The organism is Ornithinibacillus californiensis (assembly GCF_001038485.1).
GTDB lineage: Bacteria > Bacillota > Bacilli > Bacillales > Amphibacillaceae > Ornithinibacillus > Ornithinibacillus californiensis.
This window is the reverse complement of the sequence record NZ_LDUE01000039.1, coordinates 36324-52020: the sequence shown is the minus strand read 5'-3', so window position 1 is coordinate 52020 and position 15697 is coordinate 36324. Positions and strand designations below refer to the sequence as shown.

Sequence of the window (15697 nt, the reverse complement as noted above, 5' to 3'; positions counted from 1 at the left end):
GGTTCTACGTCAAATGTTGGGGTGGTGACATTAGTCGCCACCTCATCCTATATGCACACCAACATCTTTATACTGTCTTGCCAATAAGATTTTCGCTCTAAATCGCTTAAAACTTCTAAATCCATATGCATTTCTCTTTATCACTTTAGTAGTATTATTTATACCTTCCAAAAAACCGTTAGAATAGTCGTATGCAAAGCTATTCAGTATTTCTATCTGCCAGTTTTGAAAGGTTTTAATGGCACTTATCATTTCAGGTATCTCCGCGTCGATTACCTTTTTATAGAAAGACTGTAGGTTTTCTTTCACTAGGGAGATGTGTTCTTTCCCCATAAGCTTCGCTTCCTCAAACCATTCTCGATAAGCTTCCTTTAATTCATACGCTACTTTCAGTTCATCTGACATACTTAAGTATCTTTCTAAGTGCCACTGCTCATCATCTTTTAAACGGCCCTTTGCTTTATGAAATACATACTTCATTCGCTTACATTTCTTACGATCATAGTCATGAAAGTCTTTTTGAACTCGTCTTCTCACGCGGTCTAATCCCCAGTAGATATAGCGACAAAAGTGAAAACGGTCAGCTACAATAATAGGTTTACCTAATGCGTTCTGAACAGCTGCCTTGAAAGCTGGACTCATGTCCATAATGACAACTTCTACTTTTGCCCCATGTTTTTGGAGATACTGTTTAATGGTTTTTTTATAGCGATTTGGGAGAATATCTAATGGTTGTTTCGTGATACCATCCGCAATAATTAACTGATATTTACCCTCTTTTGTATCACCTTTATATTCGTCAATCGCTATGACGGAAGGAAGTGAGTTTACCTCTTTAATCTCCGTTTCCGCTAATTGGTCAAAACGTCTAACAATGGTTGTTGCCGAGGAGCCATATGTTTCTCCTACCTCTTTAAAAGTTTTTGCTTTGATGGATCGGATAGAGACCGCTTGATTCCATTCCACGGAAGTGCGTTGATATCGTTCTACGAAGCCGTTTTCTTCAGAAAATCGTTTTCCACAGGAAGGGCAACTATAACGTCTGCGCTTATACCATAGTTGAGTCATTCTTTCGAACCATTTCAGATGTTTTACTTTTTGGTATCGATAGTCATGTATGCGTTCGGTTTCCTCTCCACATCGCGGACAACTATGTGGCTTACGCTCCATTTCCACATAAACTTCTACCTTCCCATCTCGCTCTACTAAATTTGTTACGTTACAGTCTTTTAATCCTGGCATATTCATGATAAAATCCATTTACACGCATCCCCATTCTTTATCTTGTTTCTCGTCAATTCAAGTATAAAAGAATGTTTGGGGTGCGTGTACTTTTTTTCTGAATTTTATTGAAACCCCAACAAATATTATAGAGCCTAAAAAACAAAAAAATCCGGAATTCTCCTTAATCTATACAATACGCTAGGTATTATACATATAGATAAAAAGGCAGAATTCCAGATTTAGCTTAATCTAGATATTCCGCCTTCATAGTCAAGGTATTTACGGTACCTCGGTAGAAACTTTCGAACCATATTATCGAGGATATATGAAAGCGACAAGTATAAAAAGTTAAACCTATTTTACTACTTATTAGACGATAGTCAACCCAAAATACGTTTAATTAAATTTTTCCATAAGTTTGACAGTTCATCATCCACGATAGTTGATAAGTTATTTTGATAGATTAACCGTTCATAATCTGCTGTCAATCTACCCATTTCGTCAGAACCATACCAACTGTCAATTCGAGTTGCATATTCTCTTAACGTTTGATCCGGTTCTTTTTGGAAACCTTTATTTTTTAAGAGTTTTAGAACGTAGTGGTATGCATCCTGATAGGTTGCTGCGTCTTTTCGTTTTTGCATTTTTCTTTCTAGCAAGTAAATCCGTAACTGATGTCTTTTCCATATTAATAGTCCAACTAGAATTAGAAGCACTACTCCAAGTATGATTCCGTGAACTTTAGTAAACTCTAACTTAGTTTGACTTGAATCACTAGGGTTAAAAGCATCTGCTGCTTCTTGTTCTGGAATTTCTGGATGCTCTGGTGCAGGTGGAGTTACTTCCGGTGCATCCAATACATCATCCTCTTCAGACGTATCAACGGAATAGCTGTTTGGTACATTAAACCCTTGAGTAGGCTCAAATGGTACCCAACCAACACCTTCAAAATATACCTCTACCCATGAATGAGCATTAGCATTTGTCACTTGGTATAGATTGTCGCCTTCTTCATTGACATTATCTTGAACTTTTTCCCCACTCGTAAATCCTTTTACCCATCTAGCAGGTATATCTAATGTACGAAGCATTACAACCATAGAAGTGGAGAAATTATCACAATATCCAACCTTTGTGTCAAAAAGAAATTGATCGACATAGTCCTGATTCTCTGAAGGAACTGCGACATTACTAATTTGATAGACAAATCCATTGCCACTGAAATAACGTTCAATTGCTCGAACCTTATCGTACTGATTGTCGTAACCAGAAGTGATTTCCGCTGCTAGTTCTCCTACCCTATCAGGTAGGCTAGGTGGCACTCGTGTATATTGATTATCTAATTCAGTAGGCGTTTCGCTTTTTCGCATTAAATCAATTGGATAGGTTGGTTTATCAAACGAAATCTCATAATTGGCCAAGACAATTTCTCTATCGTCAACTTGTGTTTTTATCTCCCCTGATTGTTCATCTAGCATGAAGCTAGCATTCTCATTTGAGGGCACTACATGCTTGGTTCCATATGGATAAATCAATTTAGGAATAAATGCTCTTCCATCAAACTCTAATCTCACATGCTGCTCTTCAGTTTCAATATTCGGAGAAAAGGTTTCAAACGTAATATCTCCGTTTGCTTGTTCCACATAGTCCCCTCGATCCGAGTTAACCCAGCCTTTTCCGGTATAATAATCCTTTGATTCTACTCGGAAATAGCTATCCTCTTTCATATACGCTTGAAAAACAGGCGTATAATCCTGAACAAAGGATCCACCAAGTCTTGAATCGTTTTCGCCATAACCAACCTTTTGAACGGTCCCAACGCCATTGCCACCAATACCATTCCCGTTGAACACACCTTCCAAATATGGAACTGGGTCTGCCCACTGTGGTTCAAGCTTCGGTGCTGCATATCCAACCATAGAGGAAAATAATACAATCATTATCAATGGTAAAATCCAAAGTGGTTTTGCGCTTAAACGATAGGTTTGGAGATTTTCCTTTTGAATTTCCTTTAATACATTAGCAAGCCCTAATGCTAAGAAGGCAATAATAAAGGTACGGAGGATTGCCCAATCCGCATTATAAACGGTAAACGTATCAAGAAGTGTAATATAAACAAACGTTAATACACTGAATACCATCACACGCTTCACTTGAACAAACCAGTAGAAAATCAAATAACTCATTAACCAAATAATGAATAGGAATAGAAGTGATCGGAACATATTTGATAGATCAAACCACTGTCTTGCAAGTAAAGACTCTATGTTATAGATAATATCGGTATAAAATTCCTGAATCCATAGTTTACTCCAAAAGCTATTTGTTGAGTATAGTCCATTAAGGATAAAAAAGATCCCAAAGCCTTTTAGAATAAAGGATAGCCACCATTTCACTTGCAGTAAGCTAATAAAGAAACAGAAGAAAGCATAAATAATAAAGATACCAATGAAGGCTGTATCCGTTACTTCTTCCACAGGATAAAGCCACTCTAAAAACAGCAATAATCCAGCAAGATACAAAATTGAGGTATAGATAAACGGGATATTTGTTTTATTTAACTTGCTCATCATGCTTTCACCTCAAGTACATCCATTACTAGTTCTTTTTCTGTTAATAGACTAATGCCGATTCCTTCATTGCGAAGCTCATGGATAATTCGATATTCTAGCGTAGAGATTCGACTTTCTGCCTGAATAAAAACAATCAAAAGCTTTTTCTCGCGTAATCGAACATGCTGTAACGTTTCCTTTAGACTTTCATCCAGATGGGTAGTCACGATAATCACGTAAAAGCTGTTAGTGATTTTTTTCATCTCTTCTTTTAACTTCCTAGCAAATTGATAATTAGGACTAGGCTGTACATCTGTTAGATGCTTTCTAATCCACTCCGTCTTTGTAGGATCATGTTTGACTGGAATGGAAACTGTTTCTGATCCTATTGATAAAAAACCCACCTGTGATGCTTGTTTTCGAATGGTTTCCATTAAGGATATACTCATCTCGATAGTCGCTTCATAGGCTAATAAATTCATTCCATCAAAATAACAGTTATCAAGAACAATCAGCGTGTCCGTGCTTTTTTCTTGTTCGAATTCCTTAGTCATTACATCATTTTTCCTAGCGGTTTGCTTCCAGTCAATCCAAGAAAATTTATCCCCTGGCATATATTCCCGGACACCTGTAGCTACGTTCGTGTTCTTTAAATTCATCGCGAAAGAAGAAATAGAACCTTGTTCAAAACTATTCATCTTTTCAACCATATGAATATCCCTTTCCACTGGGTAAACAATGACTTCACTAGTTACAGCAAAAACATGTTCCTTCCTTATTAATCCAAAGATATCCGCTGTTTTCAGACGGATAGCTGGAAGAAGATGATTCCCCCGTGGGAGCTGATCTAAGTCATAAGTTATGGTGAAATTCCGCTTGAACCATGGGAAAATGATTTTCTTTACATGGCGCCCCTTGTACAACTTATTCGGTTGTTCAAGATACTGATATTTCGCTTGGCGTAAATCGACCCGATGTAAGGAATCAGGAAGAATCTCTTCAACAATCGCGTAATAAATCGGAAAAGGGACTCTTCGATTGACTTGTACAGATACGGATATTCGATCTCCTGTAGCCACAACATGCCTCGACAACTTCCTTTGCACTTTCCATCTTGATATCGGATAGAAGGATAATCCAATGAGGTAAAGGAAGATTGGTAGAAAGCTATAAAATAGAAACCAGCTCGTAAATCCCCCTTGAAACATGGCATAAGCAAATAGAACAACAAATATAATGAGAACGAAAACAACATTACGTACAAAACGAAACGTTCGCTTCATTACTTAAAAGTCCTTTCGAATTGGTACAAATGTTTGTTTGACAACCTGCTCCACTATTTGTCTTGCCGTTTTACCGTCATATTTCGCTTCAGAGGTTAAGATTATACGATGTGTTAATACAAACGGGGCCAAGTATTTCACATCATCAGGAAGAACGAAATCTCTTCCCTTAATATAAGCATAAGCTTTCGCTGCCTTCATTAAGGCAATCGATCCACGCGGACTAACTCCTAGAAAAATAGAGTCATGGTTTCGTGTTTCACGGACTAGATTTACTATATATTGTTGGACATTCTTCTCAATATACACATTACGGACTTCTTCTTGTATTAATACTAGTTCATTTTTAGTCATCACAGGTGAAATGGTTTCAATGGGGTGCTCTTTAGATGTTCTCTCTAATATTTCTAACTCGTCTTGTAAAGATGGATAACCCATCGTTAGCTTCAAGATAAAACGATCTAGTTGGGCTTCTGGTAGTGGATAAGTTCCTTCGTATTCAATCGGATTCTGTGTTGCCATGACGAAAAAAGGCTTCTCAAGTGGAATGGTTCTTCCATCGACAGTTACACTTTTTTCTTCCATTCCTTCTAATAAAGCAGATTGTGTTTTTGGTGAGGTACGGTTAATTTCATCGGCTAACACAATATTTCCTAGTATCGGACCACCACGAAACTCAAATTCCATCTCTTTTGGATTGTAGATGGAAACACCCGTTACATCAGAAGGTAATAAGTCTGGGGTAAATTGTATTCTCTTAAAATCACAATCTAGTGATTTTGCTAGTGTACGAACTAGCATAGTTTTTCCAACACCAGGCACATCTTCTAGCAGAACATGCCCTTCTGCAAGTAAAGCAACTAAACTCAATGTAGCTACATCTTCTTTACCTATCATTACTTTATTGATGTTCTCAATGACTTTCCCTATTTTTTCGTTATATACCATTGTCTCCTGCATCTATTAACGCCCCTCTGCATAAATTACTTTACCCTTTAACTATACTAAATATCTGTTATTTAGTAAAAGGTTACTTAATATACATTATTTTCAAAAAACAAATCATATAAACGTATTAAATATATGACCTTCACTTGTAGCACTAATAATATACACCGTACCAAACTTGTTCTAAACCGGAATCTCAGAAAGTAATACGAATGAAATATTCTGCTATCCATAAAGAGGGACAGACGCCTCTTTATATACGAGGAGTCTGTCCTGTTACAAATACTTCTTTTAACATAGGGTTTTGCATCACATCAACCCAAAGTGATGTTTGCTCAAGTTGATAAGCTAGCTGTAATAGACGGTTCTCTTCCCCTTTGGTTGCCATTACCTGTACACCTAAAGGTAACCCTTGTTCTGATAGGTGAACTGGTAGAGAAATCGCTGGCTGTCCGGTTAGGTTTGCAAGCTGTGTAAATGGTGTATACGTTAGACTTGGTAAAAACATGTCATAAATGAGTTCTTGTTGACCGTTTTTATCTAGTTTCTGCACTTGCTCACGTAGTTCTTCCTGCTTCGCTTCCGTATGCGTTAATTCCCCTACTTTTGGTGCAGTGTAAGCAGTAGCTGGTGTTATATAGAGGTCATAGTCACGATGCAACTCCGCCATTTGCGCTGCGGCAATATCCCATGAAGCTAGACTAGCGGAGAATTCCGCAGCAGAGACAGACTTTCCAGCTACACTTAATAGCCATGATTCAATCTCCATATCGTCCGCAGTTAGCTCTCTTCCGAATGCTGCCTCTAAATCATTTACTAACGAGGCCATCTCACCACTGTTCATCAGGTAGTAATTTCGCATTAATTGGATGCCATCTACTCCATTTTCTTTTTCTTCTACAGAGTGTCCTTCACTCTCAAGCCACGCAACTACCTGCCTCACCGCTTCCTTAGCATCTTCTGAAACAGGAGTGCCAACAGGTGATTGGGTAGTAAAAGCAATTCGAAGGGGTTTAGCAAAAGGCTCTTTCATAGCTTCCACATAACTTCCAGGGAATAGTGGTGTTTGAAATGCTGCTTCTGGTTGGATAATCTGTAACCTATCTAATAAAGCAGCACTATCTCGAACGCTCCTTGATAGGGCAAAGTCTATGGATGCACCTTGCCATTGACGACCAGCACCTGGACCAACAGGTGTACGCCCCCTTGTTGGTTTTAGTCCGAATAACCCTGAGAAAGACGCAGGAATTCGAATGGAACCTCCACCATCACTCGCCCCAGCCATCGGCACAACACCAGCTGCAATAGCTGCAGCAGCCCCTCCACTAGACCCGCCTGGAGAGTGGTCCAAATTCCAAGGATTTCTAGATGGTCCGTATAGTACAGGTTCAGAAATGTTTTTTAGTCCAAATTCTGGGGTATTAGTATGTCCAAGGAATAAAAATCCTGACTGCTGTAACTTGTCCACTAAGTAGGAGTTTTCCTTCGCAAAATTAGAACGTAATAGTCTAGAACCTGATGTTATTGGTTCTCCCTTTAATCGTTGTGATATGTTTTTTAATAAAAATGGAACACCTGAAAAGGTCGCATCTCCCGCTTCAAGTTGTTCTGCTTCCTGTAAAACCTTTTCTTTTCGATCATGGATCACTGCATTGAGCTTTGGGTTTACTTTTTCTAATTGCTCAAAGCTTAATGAGACGAGCTCTTTTGGTGTAATTTCTTTTCTAAGAAGTAAGTTCGCCATGTCTGTAGCATCTAATGTTACATATTTACGCAAATCCATTTTTTACACCCCATATTCTAGTTCTTTATTCTCTAAGTTTATCACCAATAATGAAAATATTAAACGGAAGCAGACCGATTCTCTATTAAATCTAAATTACGTTTCTTACAAAAAGTAATATTAGAAAACTTGCCAACATAATATGTTACGAATAATAGGGTACAAGAAATCGTTTGTTATTTTGAGTATCAGGTGGCTTTCCACTTATCAAAGGATATACCCCAACCACATCTGGAGGTGTTGGATTATTGAATAAGCTTATATGTACCAGCCATCAGCACTTGTAAAAGGGGGAATTATATTGTTCGAACTACGATTTGGAAGAATAGCACTTCTTATAATGATCATGCTCAGTATCCTTCTAGTTAGATGTGAAGATGAGAAAGCAGCCGACCAAACGGAAAAGGTTGAAGAAGAAATGGTCGAAAAAGAGGAAGAAAATGCAGTTCAAGAACCAACCGCTGGAGGAACAATAACCGGTGCCATGTTTTCTGCACCGGCAGGAATGTTCAATCCTATATTTTACGATGATGCCTATGAAGGAAATATCCTCTCGTTTACCCATGAGAGTCTAGTCAGTCAAAATGAAAAACTAGAATACATACCAAAATTAGCCGAAGACTGGGAAACTAGCGAAGATCAAACGGAATTAACACTATATCTGGAAAAGGGTATCAAATGGCATGATGGAGAAGAATTTACAGCTGATGATGTCGTGTTTACCTATCAATCCATTGCCCATCCGGATTATATAGAAGCAGGTGGAATACGCACGGCTTATGTTAAAGCATTACTTGGATATAAGGACTATGCAAATGGTGAATCAGATGAATTCCAAGGTGTAACCGCTGTAGATGATTACACGGTAACCTTTACATTCTCTGAACCTACTATTAATCCACTATATTTCGCAAGCCTTTCCATTATTCCGGAGCATATTTTTAAAGAAATTCCAGTTGCTGAAATGCCTAAAGCAGCCGAATCTCGTGAACCAGGCAAAGTGATAGGAACAGGACCTTTTAAATTCACCGAAATGATTGAAGGTGAGACATATACGTTAGAGCGCTACGATAATTATTGGCAAGGTAAACCGTATCTTGATAAAGTCATTTGGCAAGTTACAGCAAAACCTGTCATCACTGGGCTTCTTGAATCAGGTGAAATAGATTTTATCGCAGACCCTGACGGCGTTTCTCCAGTAAATTACGATTTATTGAATGAATTAGAACAGATAAATATTATCGAACAAGCCGATTTTGGCTACCAAATTCTTGGATTTATCCATCACCACGTAACAGAGGAAGACATTGAAAATGGAGTCATCAATCCCGACAATTGGGTAGTGAATGAAAAAATCGCCACTCCGGAGGTGCGCCAAGCAATTGCTTACGCAGTTGATCGTGAGAAACTTATTCAAGAACTATTAGATGGCCATGGTGAGATACTGAACTCGCCAATCGCTAAGCAGTTCTGGGCATATGATGAAAGCGAATCGACAACATATAGTTATAATCAAGAAAAATCAATGACAATACTAGATGAATTAGGGTATGTAGATACTAATGATGATGGATTTCGAGAGAATCCAGATGGTAATGAGTGGACCTTAAATTTGAATTACCCTTCTGGTAATGAGATACGTGAACAAACTGCACCATTAATTAAGCAAATGCTTGAAGATGTTGGGATTCAAGTTAATCTACGCGAGCCAAAAGAACTCTATCCATTTATACAAGAGTTAACCAATGAAACGAATGATTGGGATTTATTTTTATTAGGGTGGAATTTACCTAGTTCTGATCCAGATCCATCCAGTCTATGGTCCACTAATGCCGCTTATAATTTTTCCCGTTGGAATAATGCTGAGTCCGAAGAATTATTAATGAAAGCACTTCAAGCCCCCGAAGCAATTGAACAAGATTATCGTAAAGAGATTTATCGAGATTGGCAAAAGCTATATTCAGAGGACCTTCCAGCATTCATGCTATACGCTCAAAATAGTTTATGGGCATACAATACTCGTTTGCAAGGCGTAGAGCCACTTCCATTTACGATGTATAATAACGTTCATCAATGGTGGGTTACTGACACAGAATAATGATTTTCAAGATGATGCATACTGCATCATCTTTTTTCATTCGAATAAACAAGCAATCCAGGGTCACAATACTATCAGGAGGTGCTAACATGAGTGAAAACAAGGATAAAACACCAGATAAACTAAAGGTTGAATTAGGTGGAATGGGATTATATGGTACAACCTCAAATACGGAGATAGCTGGTTACATGGCTACTGGCGACATAGAAAATGCGGGCCAAATTGATAAAGGCTTTAAAAAGCTGAATGAAGAATCCGGTGCATCAGCATCATTAGACGATACAAACCCAGGTGATGAGTAAACAGCATAAGAAAAGCCTTTCAAATAGTAACGAAAGGCTTTATTTTTATTGTTTATTTTTAATGAACTTTGGTGACAAACATTTCAAGGCAGAAAAACAACTTAAATCCACTAATACACATTCATTTGTTTTTGTAACAAAATCTACATTACATATTAAAGCAGGTTCGACCGAATCTGTATCCGGATCGATTAACGAAGCATTAGGCTTTAATAATCTTAATACAGCACAATTTTCTTCGCAATCTACTTTCACTACTGAGAAAAACACCGTAACAAAGCAGTGCTCTGTTCCAACTTTCCCCCAGGTAAAGTACGGATGACCGTATGGTGTCTGTAATAGGAAAGGAATAGTATCATGAATAGGACGTTGTTCCATATCATTCAGTGAACAACATTTATCCTCGGTACGATTTCTTACTTCTTCTTGTGCCTCCCTTATATCTTCAAGCATCTCACATATACAATTTCGACATTTTTTATCCTTGTCATGATGATGTGACTCGTCATCATGCTCTAAAAAATCCTTCATTTTAGCCAAGTGTTTTCACTCCTCTCATTAGAAAAACTCGCATCGCTCGCTTTTTGCAAATTAGTTAGTTTTTCTCATGCAGGCAGGAAAGATTTTTATACTTTTCTATCTGCCAAAAACAACTCTTATCCATAATATATTAAATTAGCTATCATCCGTGTTGGGTAGTCGCCCGATTTTTTAGATTAGGGCTAGCGTGGAATTTTGCAATTTCTTATACCATGTCTGTGCACTTAACATAGAATATAGAAAAACTTTGTATTGGGGTGAAAACATGTGTAACCAATGCGGAAAACATACTTGTAATTGTATTGGACCACCCGGAAAAAAAGGAAAAAAAGGGCCTCCAGGACCACAGGGTGAAAGAGGTATTCGAGGAAAACCAGGACCTCATGGACCTAAAGGTGATCCAGGTGCTCCTGGGCCTCAGGGACCAAAAGGAGACCGAGGAAAACCCGGGCAAATTGGACCTACAGGACCTCCTGGACCTCAGGGACCAAAAGGAGATCCAGGGCCTCAGGGACCTCCAGGACCCCCAGGACCAGGGAAGGATTTATGTTGTTTCCATTTGATTGATCATTCTACACAGTTAGTTCCACCAGCAGTAAAAGGAAGCACATCTGTAACGAAAGATATCACAGCTGAGATTGTGAGTATTTGTAATGGTGTCGTTGTTATATGTGGAGTCCTACGAAAAACAATTACCTATGACGCTGTTAAGGATGGCAATATGATATTTGACCATGTTTTATATGATGAAGTGGCATTCACTTGTATTATCGATCGTGAAGATATAGAGACAACTGATTCATTTGTAATCTGCGATCTCGATATAGTCTGTGAAGTATCTGGAGAAGAAGCTAACTTCTCTACTGATAAGGATACAGGTAAAAAAGTAGCTTTTCGTTTTGCTGAAAAGGAAGTTATTAAAGTTTGTATTAAAAAAATCGACTAATAAAACACTCCTAATTCAAAGGTAACGGGTTCGGTTGAGAGGGAGAAAATTGAAAATAGCAACGAATATAACACCCACTCTAATAGTATGATTAACATGGAATTAATCAGTTAATCATCAAGGAGATTAGCAGACCAAATAGTAAGGTCTGCTTTTTTCTTGTTTTTTTGGAAAAGTCTTACTTTTTTGTGATATAATAAAGAAAGAATGTGAAGTGTTGATCTTAAACTAACGGAGCAGATTTGTTGAGGATAAAGGCTGTCGTAAAGACAGCTTTTTTATTTGTTCTTTTTTAAAAAAATAATACCTTGCATTATATAGTAATATATATTATAACTAAATTAGGAGGTGGACAAATTTGGAAGTGAATAAAGAGGTTTTAAAGGGTCATATTGATACACTGATACTGTCTTTATTACATACAAGAGATTTGTACGGCTATGAGTTAGCGAAATTAGTAAGAGAAAAAAGTGAAGAACAGTTTGAATTAAAAGAGGGCACACTTTATTTGTCTTTGAAGCGATTGGAAAAGAACAAATGGATCTCGTCTTACTGGGGTGATGAACAAGGACCAGGTGGAAGACGGAAATACTATAAACTAACACCTCTGGGTGAAGACGGTTTTGAAGAAAAGCGTAAGGAATGGCAATTTGTAAAAAAAATTATTGATTCGTTTTTAGAAGGGGGAGAAATAGTGTGAAACAAATAGAATCATATGTTAATGAAGTATATCATAGTGTCGATGGGAACAAGAAAGAAATTGAAGAGTTAAAAGCAGAGATGAAAAATCATTTGATAGAGGCTGTTCACGAATTAAAAGCAGGAGGGAAAAATGAACAAGAAGCCATTAGTATTGCCATTGAGCGATTCGGTGGAGAACAAGAAATGCGTTCGATTATAGGTCAATTATTTAAAGCACAAAAACTGTTTGCTAAATGGGTACTTATTTTAGCTTCTTCTATCTTAGCTATCTCTTTGTCTATCTTTGCATTTTTATGGATATATGAAGGAGGTAATTCCAAAGAAAATTCAATAGTAAGTACAGAAATAGCAAATGTTTTAGAAGGAAAAGAGACGATTACTGAAGATATGAAAGAAGAGATTAAGGCTTTAGTAAATGGTACAGATCAGATCTCAAAAGTAGAAATTTCTAATGGAATAATGATACAAGAATTCAAATATGAAAGAAATATAGTAGATACAAAGGGACTTTTTGAATTCTTTCCACGTGAAAGCTGGAGCGGAAAATGGAATATCAAAATGGAAATAAGGTATCTTGACTATAATATAGCGATGATTCCTATTATTGGATTCCCTATCTATTTAACTTTATTTACGATTTGGGCAACGGTTAATGCGTATCATCATAGAAGATTAAATATTGGTTGGATACTTGCCTTTGCTTTATTAAATGTTATAGGGTATTTGATTTTTACCTTAGTAGGGAAAAGGAAAATAGCTGCTTAGCAACAGCACATAGGCAGTGATATGAAACTTCTTTGTGAATTATTGTACTTAAACTAAAGGGTGCCTTAGTTGAATAAAAAATAATAATAGAACTAATAGGAGCTTGGAAATCCAAGCTCCTTTTAACCGCCTTAAGTCCGATCACCGTAAATAAATAATATCTTTCAGTTCAAATATCTTGTCAACAATACCTAATCTTTGTGCGGGAGTCTTATTTACCTTACCTGTCTTGTAAGGTAAACAAAAATTATAGTACGTCCTCAGTATCGTTATGGCCATTTGTGCGTATTTTGGATTAAAGTTCGCATATATGTAACTCTTTTGATCCCCTCTAGCAGTTGTTAAGGGCCTCTCAAGTATCGATAGTCTCCTTCTAATTTGCTGAATAAAAGCATTTGATGCGTTGTCGTTTACATTTAGTATAAATTTTGCAATATCCTTTGGTTCTAGCGATGATAAGTTGGTTGTACAATCTACAGAACGATACCCCCTATCAATCGTAGCTAGAGGATGTTCTATCGGGTTATCCGCGTATTCTAAATGCTTACCGGCAGAAGTTGTAACTTCTTTATGGAAATGGTGGGTTTCAAAGACTCTTTCTAATTTTAGTTTAGCTAAGTCTCTTAGTTTTTTAGTTTTAATACCATTAAAATCAGCCCATTCTAACAGTTCATTTTGTGCTTCAACAAACTCCTGGCGAGCTTGCTTCCTCGACTTAGTTTTGTCTGTTTGACACAGGAAGTGGTGTCCATCACTCAAACGTATTTCTTTCGAAAACACTCGAAAAATAGCCGTGATAAGAGAGCTGTCTTCATCCGTTATAAAACGCCATTCCGATGCATTTACCATCTCTTTAATTAACCAAAAGTGAGCAACACTGGTGTAAGTTGAGTTAACATGTAAGCCATCTGTATATTTGGCTCTTTTCTCCACCTTAGATAAATCATGATTATACTCCGCTTTTGACTGTGTATCATTCGCTGAAGGTGGTTGTGGATAAAAGGAGAATTTGGTGTGCCTTGCATTCTTTCTAGCGTATACTCCTAAATGGTCATCCTTAAATTGAATTGTGTCTTTCTCAACATCATCAAGAGAAGCTTCCCAATCATAATTTACATCGCTTCTAAATACATATCTAGAAATTGCATCCGCACTAATTACTACATTTGTAGGGAAAACAGAATCTTCAAGATCACTATATTTGCTTCCTCCCATGCCTTTCTTGCGTATATTGTTTAGGTAATATGTCATTTTATCTGTGTTGATCCATATCTCTTTAAACTCTTTATCTTGCAGCGGTTTGATTTCGTTTCTTTCTAAAAATTCAAGGCATCTACGGTAAATAAACTCTAATTTATCGTAATATGTACCATTTGCAATTCCTAACACTTCACAAGCTCTAGTTATTGGTTCTCTGTTTAGCAATAATTTAGTAAATAAGAGGTTAATCTCACTGCGCTTCTGATTATACACAACTGATTTTTTACCATCTGGTCTGAGTGTTGTCTTTTTCTTACATGTCTTGCATTGCCATTGCTGAGCACCCGTGCTACTACTTTTCCCTTGTCTGTAAAATAGTGACGGTGATTTAAAGGGAGTTTGCTCTTGTTTAGGACATCCTTCCTTATGAAAGTTGTAAACAGGTTCATCAACCTTTATGCTATTTATTCGAATCAACCTATGTATTTCTTCAGCAATAGACCAGTTAGATAACGCGACAGACTTGCAACCAAGTGTGGCACCTCTATTTGGATTTACTGGATCAGGATTACATTTGATTTGTTTTCTATCCTCAATTGATGCATCTAATCTATATCGACTTGGCTTTCCCTTTGTATCAAATTTCTCTTGCTGTAGTCCTTGCCACTTACAGTATGGATTGGTGCAAAAGTTGAATTGGAAAGAATAACTCTTATTAAAAAGGGTGAATTCAATTGGTTTAAACAACAAATTCCTATACTTTGTTCCAAATTTCCTTGGAGGTAAGACATCATAATCCTTTTGTCTATTTTTTAACTCCACTTCAGTAACAGGGTTGGTGACTTCTAATACAACATCGTCCTTTGAGAGTGTTCTTTTGAGCTTAGCCAATCCTCTTCCTTTTCCTCTATTAAATGTTCTAGGTTTACTTGCTTGATGATTCGCTTGTTGTTTCTTTTGTCTTTTATCCACTCTATAAACTTTTTGTCATCTAGTATATTAAGCAATAGTTTATCCACTACATCGCTTTCCGTGTATTCTGTGTATTCTGCGTAGTAATAGACGATTGCTCTAACACGTTCTGAAATAAGCCAATCCACTTTATCAGCATTAATATTTCTAGGTTCAATAAATTCCATATAAAAAACACTCCTTTATATCATATTTTTAATCAGCATAACCAATTAACATGGGTTTTAACACCGAATTTGGCACAAAAATTAACACACTAAATAACATACCTTTTAGCAGTAGTACAATAATTTTTGTACGCTTGCGAATCAGTATACTAAATAGTGTGCTAATTGGCTTGTTAAAGTACATAATTTTTTTAAAAAAACTTGGTATAACAATA

Annotated in this window: 14 protein-coding genes and 1 riboswitch; of the genes, 6 read left to right on the top strand and 8 right to left on the bottom strand. The window is 37.1% G+C overall.

Translation table 11 applies throughout. The features are described 5' to 3' along the window. Positions 1 to 42: 42 nt before the first annotated feature. The 5 genes from TE34_RS09685 to TE34_RS09665 all read right to left on the bottom strand — a co-directional run bounded on the left by TE34_RS09685 (position 43) and on the right by TE34_RS09665 (position 7790). Positions 43 to 1260, bottom strand: a complete 1218-nt coding sequence (locus TE34_RS09685) for an ISL3 family transposase (protein ID WP_047983024.1) — start codon at positions 1258 to 1260, stop codon at positions 43 to 45. Between the two features lie 211 nt (positions 1261 to 1471). Next, positions 1472 to 1573: riboswitch (purine riboswitch) on the bottom strand. 31 nt (positions 1574 to 1604) lie between these two features. Next, positions 1605 to 3794, bottom strand: a complete 2190-nt coding sequence (locus tag TE34_RS09680) for a transglutaminase domain-containing protein (RefSeq protein ID WP_053075042.1) — start codon at positions 3792 to 3794, stop codon at positions 1605 to 1607. Then, the gene (locus TE34_RS09675; RefSeq protein ID WP_047984612.1) at positions 3794 to 5059 is read right to left on the bottom strand and encodes a DUF58 domain-containing protein; all 1266 of its coding nucleotides are present in this window, start codon (positions 5057 to 5059) and stop codon (positions 3794 to 3796) included. The genes TE34_RS09680 and TE34_RS09675 overlap by 1 nt, the downstream gene beginning before the upstream one ends. 3 nt (positions 5060 to 5062) lie before the next feature. After that, positions 5063 to 6019 (bottom strand): AAA family ATPase, encoded by a 957-nt coding sequence (locus tag TE34_RS09670; protein ID WP_047984611.1) that lies wholly within the window; start codon positions 6017 to 6019, stop codon positions 5063 to 5065. Positions 6020 to 6260: 241 nt separating this feature from the next. After that, the gene (locus TE34_RS09665; protein ID WP_047984610.1) at positions 6261 to 7790 is read right to left on the bottom strand and encodes an amidase; all 1530 of its coding nucleotides are present in this window, start codon (positions 7788 to 7790) and stop codon (positions 6261 to 6263) included. Positions 7791 to 8091: 301 nt separating this feature from the next. Here TE34_RS09665 and TE34_RS09660 point away from each other — a divergent pair, with 301 nt between their 5' ends. Both TE34_RS09660 and TE34_RS09655 read left to right on the top strand, forming a co-directional pair. Further along, positions 8092 to 9888 carry an ABC transporter substrate-binding protein gene (locus TE34_RS09660; RefSeq protein ID WP_084710671.1) on the top strand — a complete coding sequence of 599 codons (1797 nt, stop codon included), beginning with the start codon at positions 8092 to 8094 and terminating at the stop codon, positions 9886 to 9888. Between the two features lie 89 nt (positions 9889 to 9977). Further along, positions 9978 to 10190 carry a hypothetical protein gene (locus tag TE34_RS09655; RefSeq protein WP_047984608.1) on the top strand — a complete coding sequence of 71 codons (213 nt, stop codon included), beginning with the start codon at positions 9978 to 9980 and terminating at the stop codon, positions 10188 to 10190. Between the two features lie 45 nt (positions 10191 to 10235). On the opposite strand, the gene TE34_RS09650 is transcribed toward TE34_RS09655, so the two are convergent. Continuing rightward, positions 10236 to 10721: a CotY/CotZ family spore coat protein gene (locus TE34_RS09650; RefSeq protein WP_236687143.1), complete on the bottom strand. Its 486-nt coding sequence runs from the start codon at positions 10719 to 10721 to the stop codon at positions 10236 to 10238. 311 nt (positions 10722 to 11032) lie between these two features. On the opposite strand from TE34_RS09650, the gene TE34_RS21450 reads away from it, so the two are divergent. From TE34_RS21450 to TE34_RS09635, 4 genes are all read left to right on the top strand, one after another. After that, positions 11033 to 11293: a hypothetical protein gene (locus TE34_RS21450; protein WP_236687142.1), complete on the top strand. Its 261-nt coding sequence runs from the start codon at positions 11033 to 11035 to the stop codon at positions 11291 to 11293. Then, positions 11290 to 11676, top strand: coding sequence for a hypothetical protein (locus TE34_RS21445; RefSeq protein ID WP_236687141.1), 387 nt, complete (start codon positions 11290 to 11292; stop codon positions 11674 to 11676). Before TE34_RS21450 ends, TE34_RS21445 begins: the two co-directional genes overlap by 4 nt. Positions 11677 to 12034: 358 nt before the next feature. Continuing rightward, positions 12035 to 12376, top strand: coding sequence for a PadR family transcriptional regulator (locus TE34_RS09640; RefSeq protein ID WP_047984607.1), 342 nt, complete (start codon positions 12035 to 12037; stop codon positions 12374 to 12376). Continuing rightward, positions 12373 to 13143, top strand: a complete 771-nt coding sequence (locus TE34_RS09635) for a permease prefix domain 1-containing protein (protein ID WP_047984606.1) — start codon at positions 12373 to 12375, stop codon at positions 13141 to 13143. Before TE34_RS09640 ends, TE34_RS09635 begins: the two co-directional genes overlap by 4 nt. 141 nt (positions 13144 to 13284) lie before the next feature. Here the strand turns inward: TE34_RS09635 and TE34_RS09630 are convergent, their stop codons facing one another. Together TE34_RS09630 and TE34_RS09625 are read right to left on the bottom strand one after the other, a co-directional pair. Next, entirely contained in the window at positions 13285 to 15234 is a 1950-nt protein-coding gene (locus tag TE34_RS09630; RefSeq protein WP_047984605.1) for a hypothetical protein, read from the bottom strand. Continuing rightward, positions 15189 to 15482, bottom strand: a complete 294-nt coding sequence (locus TE34_RS09625) for a hypothetical protein (protein ID WP_047984604.1) — start codon at positions 15480 to 15482, stop codon at positions 15189 to 15191. The genes TE34_RS09630 and TE34_RS09625 overlap by 46 nt, the downstream gene beginning before the upstream one ends. Positions 15483 to 15697 lie beyond the last annotated feature (215 nt).

What these genes read in the sequence shown, in the direction of transcription:
- TE34_RS09685 (WP_047983024.1), bottom strand. Translation starts at nt 1,260, where the DNA reads ATGGATTTTATCATGAATATGCCAGGATTAAAAGACTGTAACGTAACA.
- TE34_RS09680 (WP_053075042.1), bottom strand. Translation starts at nt 3,794, where the DNA reads ATGAGCAAGTTAAATAAAACAAATATCCCGTTTATCTATACCTCAATT.
- TE34_RS09675 (WP_047984612.1), bottom strand. Translation starts at nt 5,059, where the DNA reads ATGAAGCGAACGTTTCGTTTTGTACGTAATGTTGTTTTCGTTCTCATT.
- TE34_RS09670 (WP_047984611.1), bottom strand. Translation starts at nt 6,019, where the DNA reads ATGCAGGAGACAATGGTATATAACGAAAAAATAGGGAAAGTCATTGAG.
- TE34_RS09665 (WP_047984610.1), bottom strand. Translation starts at nt 7,790, where the DNA reads ATGGATTTGCGTAAATATGTAACATTAGATGCTACAGACATGGCGAAC.
- TE34_RS09655 (WP_047984608.1), top strand. Translation starts at nt 9,978, where the DNA reads ATGAGTGAAAACAAGGATAAAACACCAGATAAACTAAAGGTTGAATTA.
- TE34_RS09650 (WP_236687143.1), bottom strand. Translation starts at nt 10,721, where the DNA reads ATGAAGGATTTTTTAGAGCATGATGACGAGTCACATCATCATGACAAG.
- TE34_RS09625 (WP_047984604.1), bottom strand. Translation starts at nt 15,482, where the DNA reads ATGGAATTTATTGAACCTAGAAATATTAATGCTGATAAAGTGGATTGG.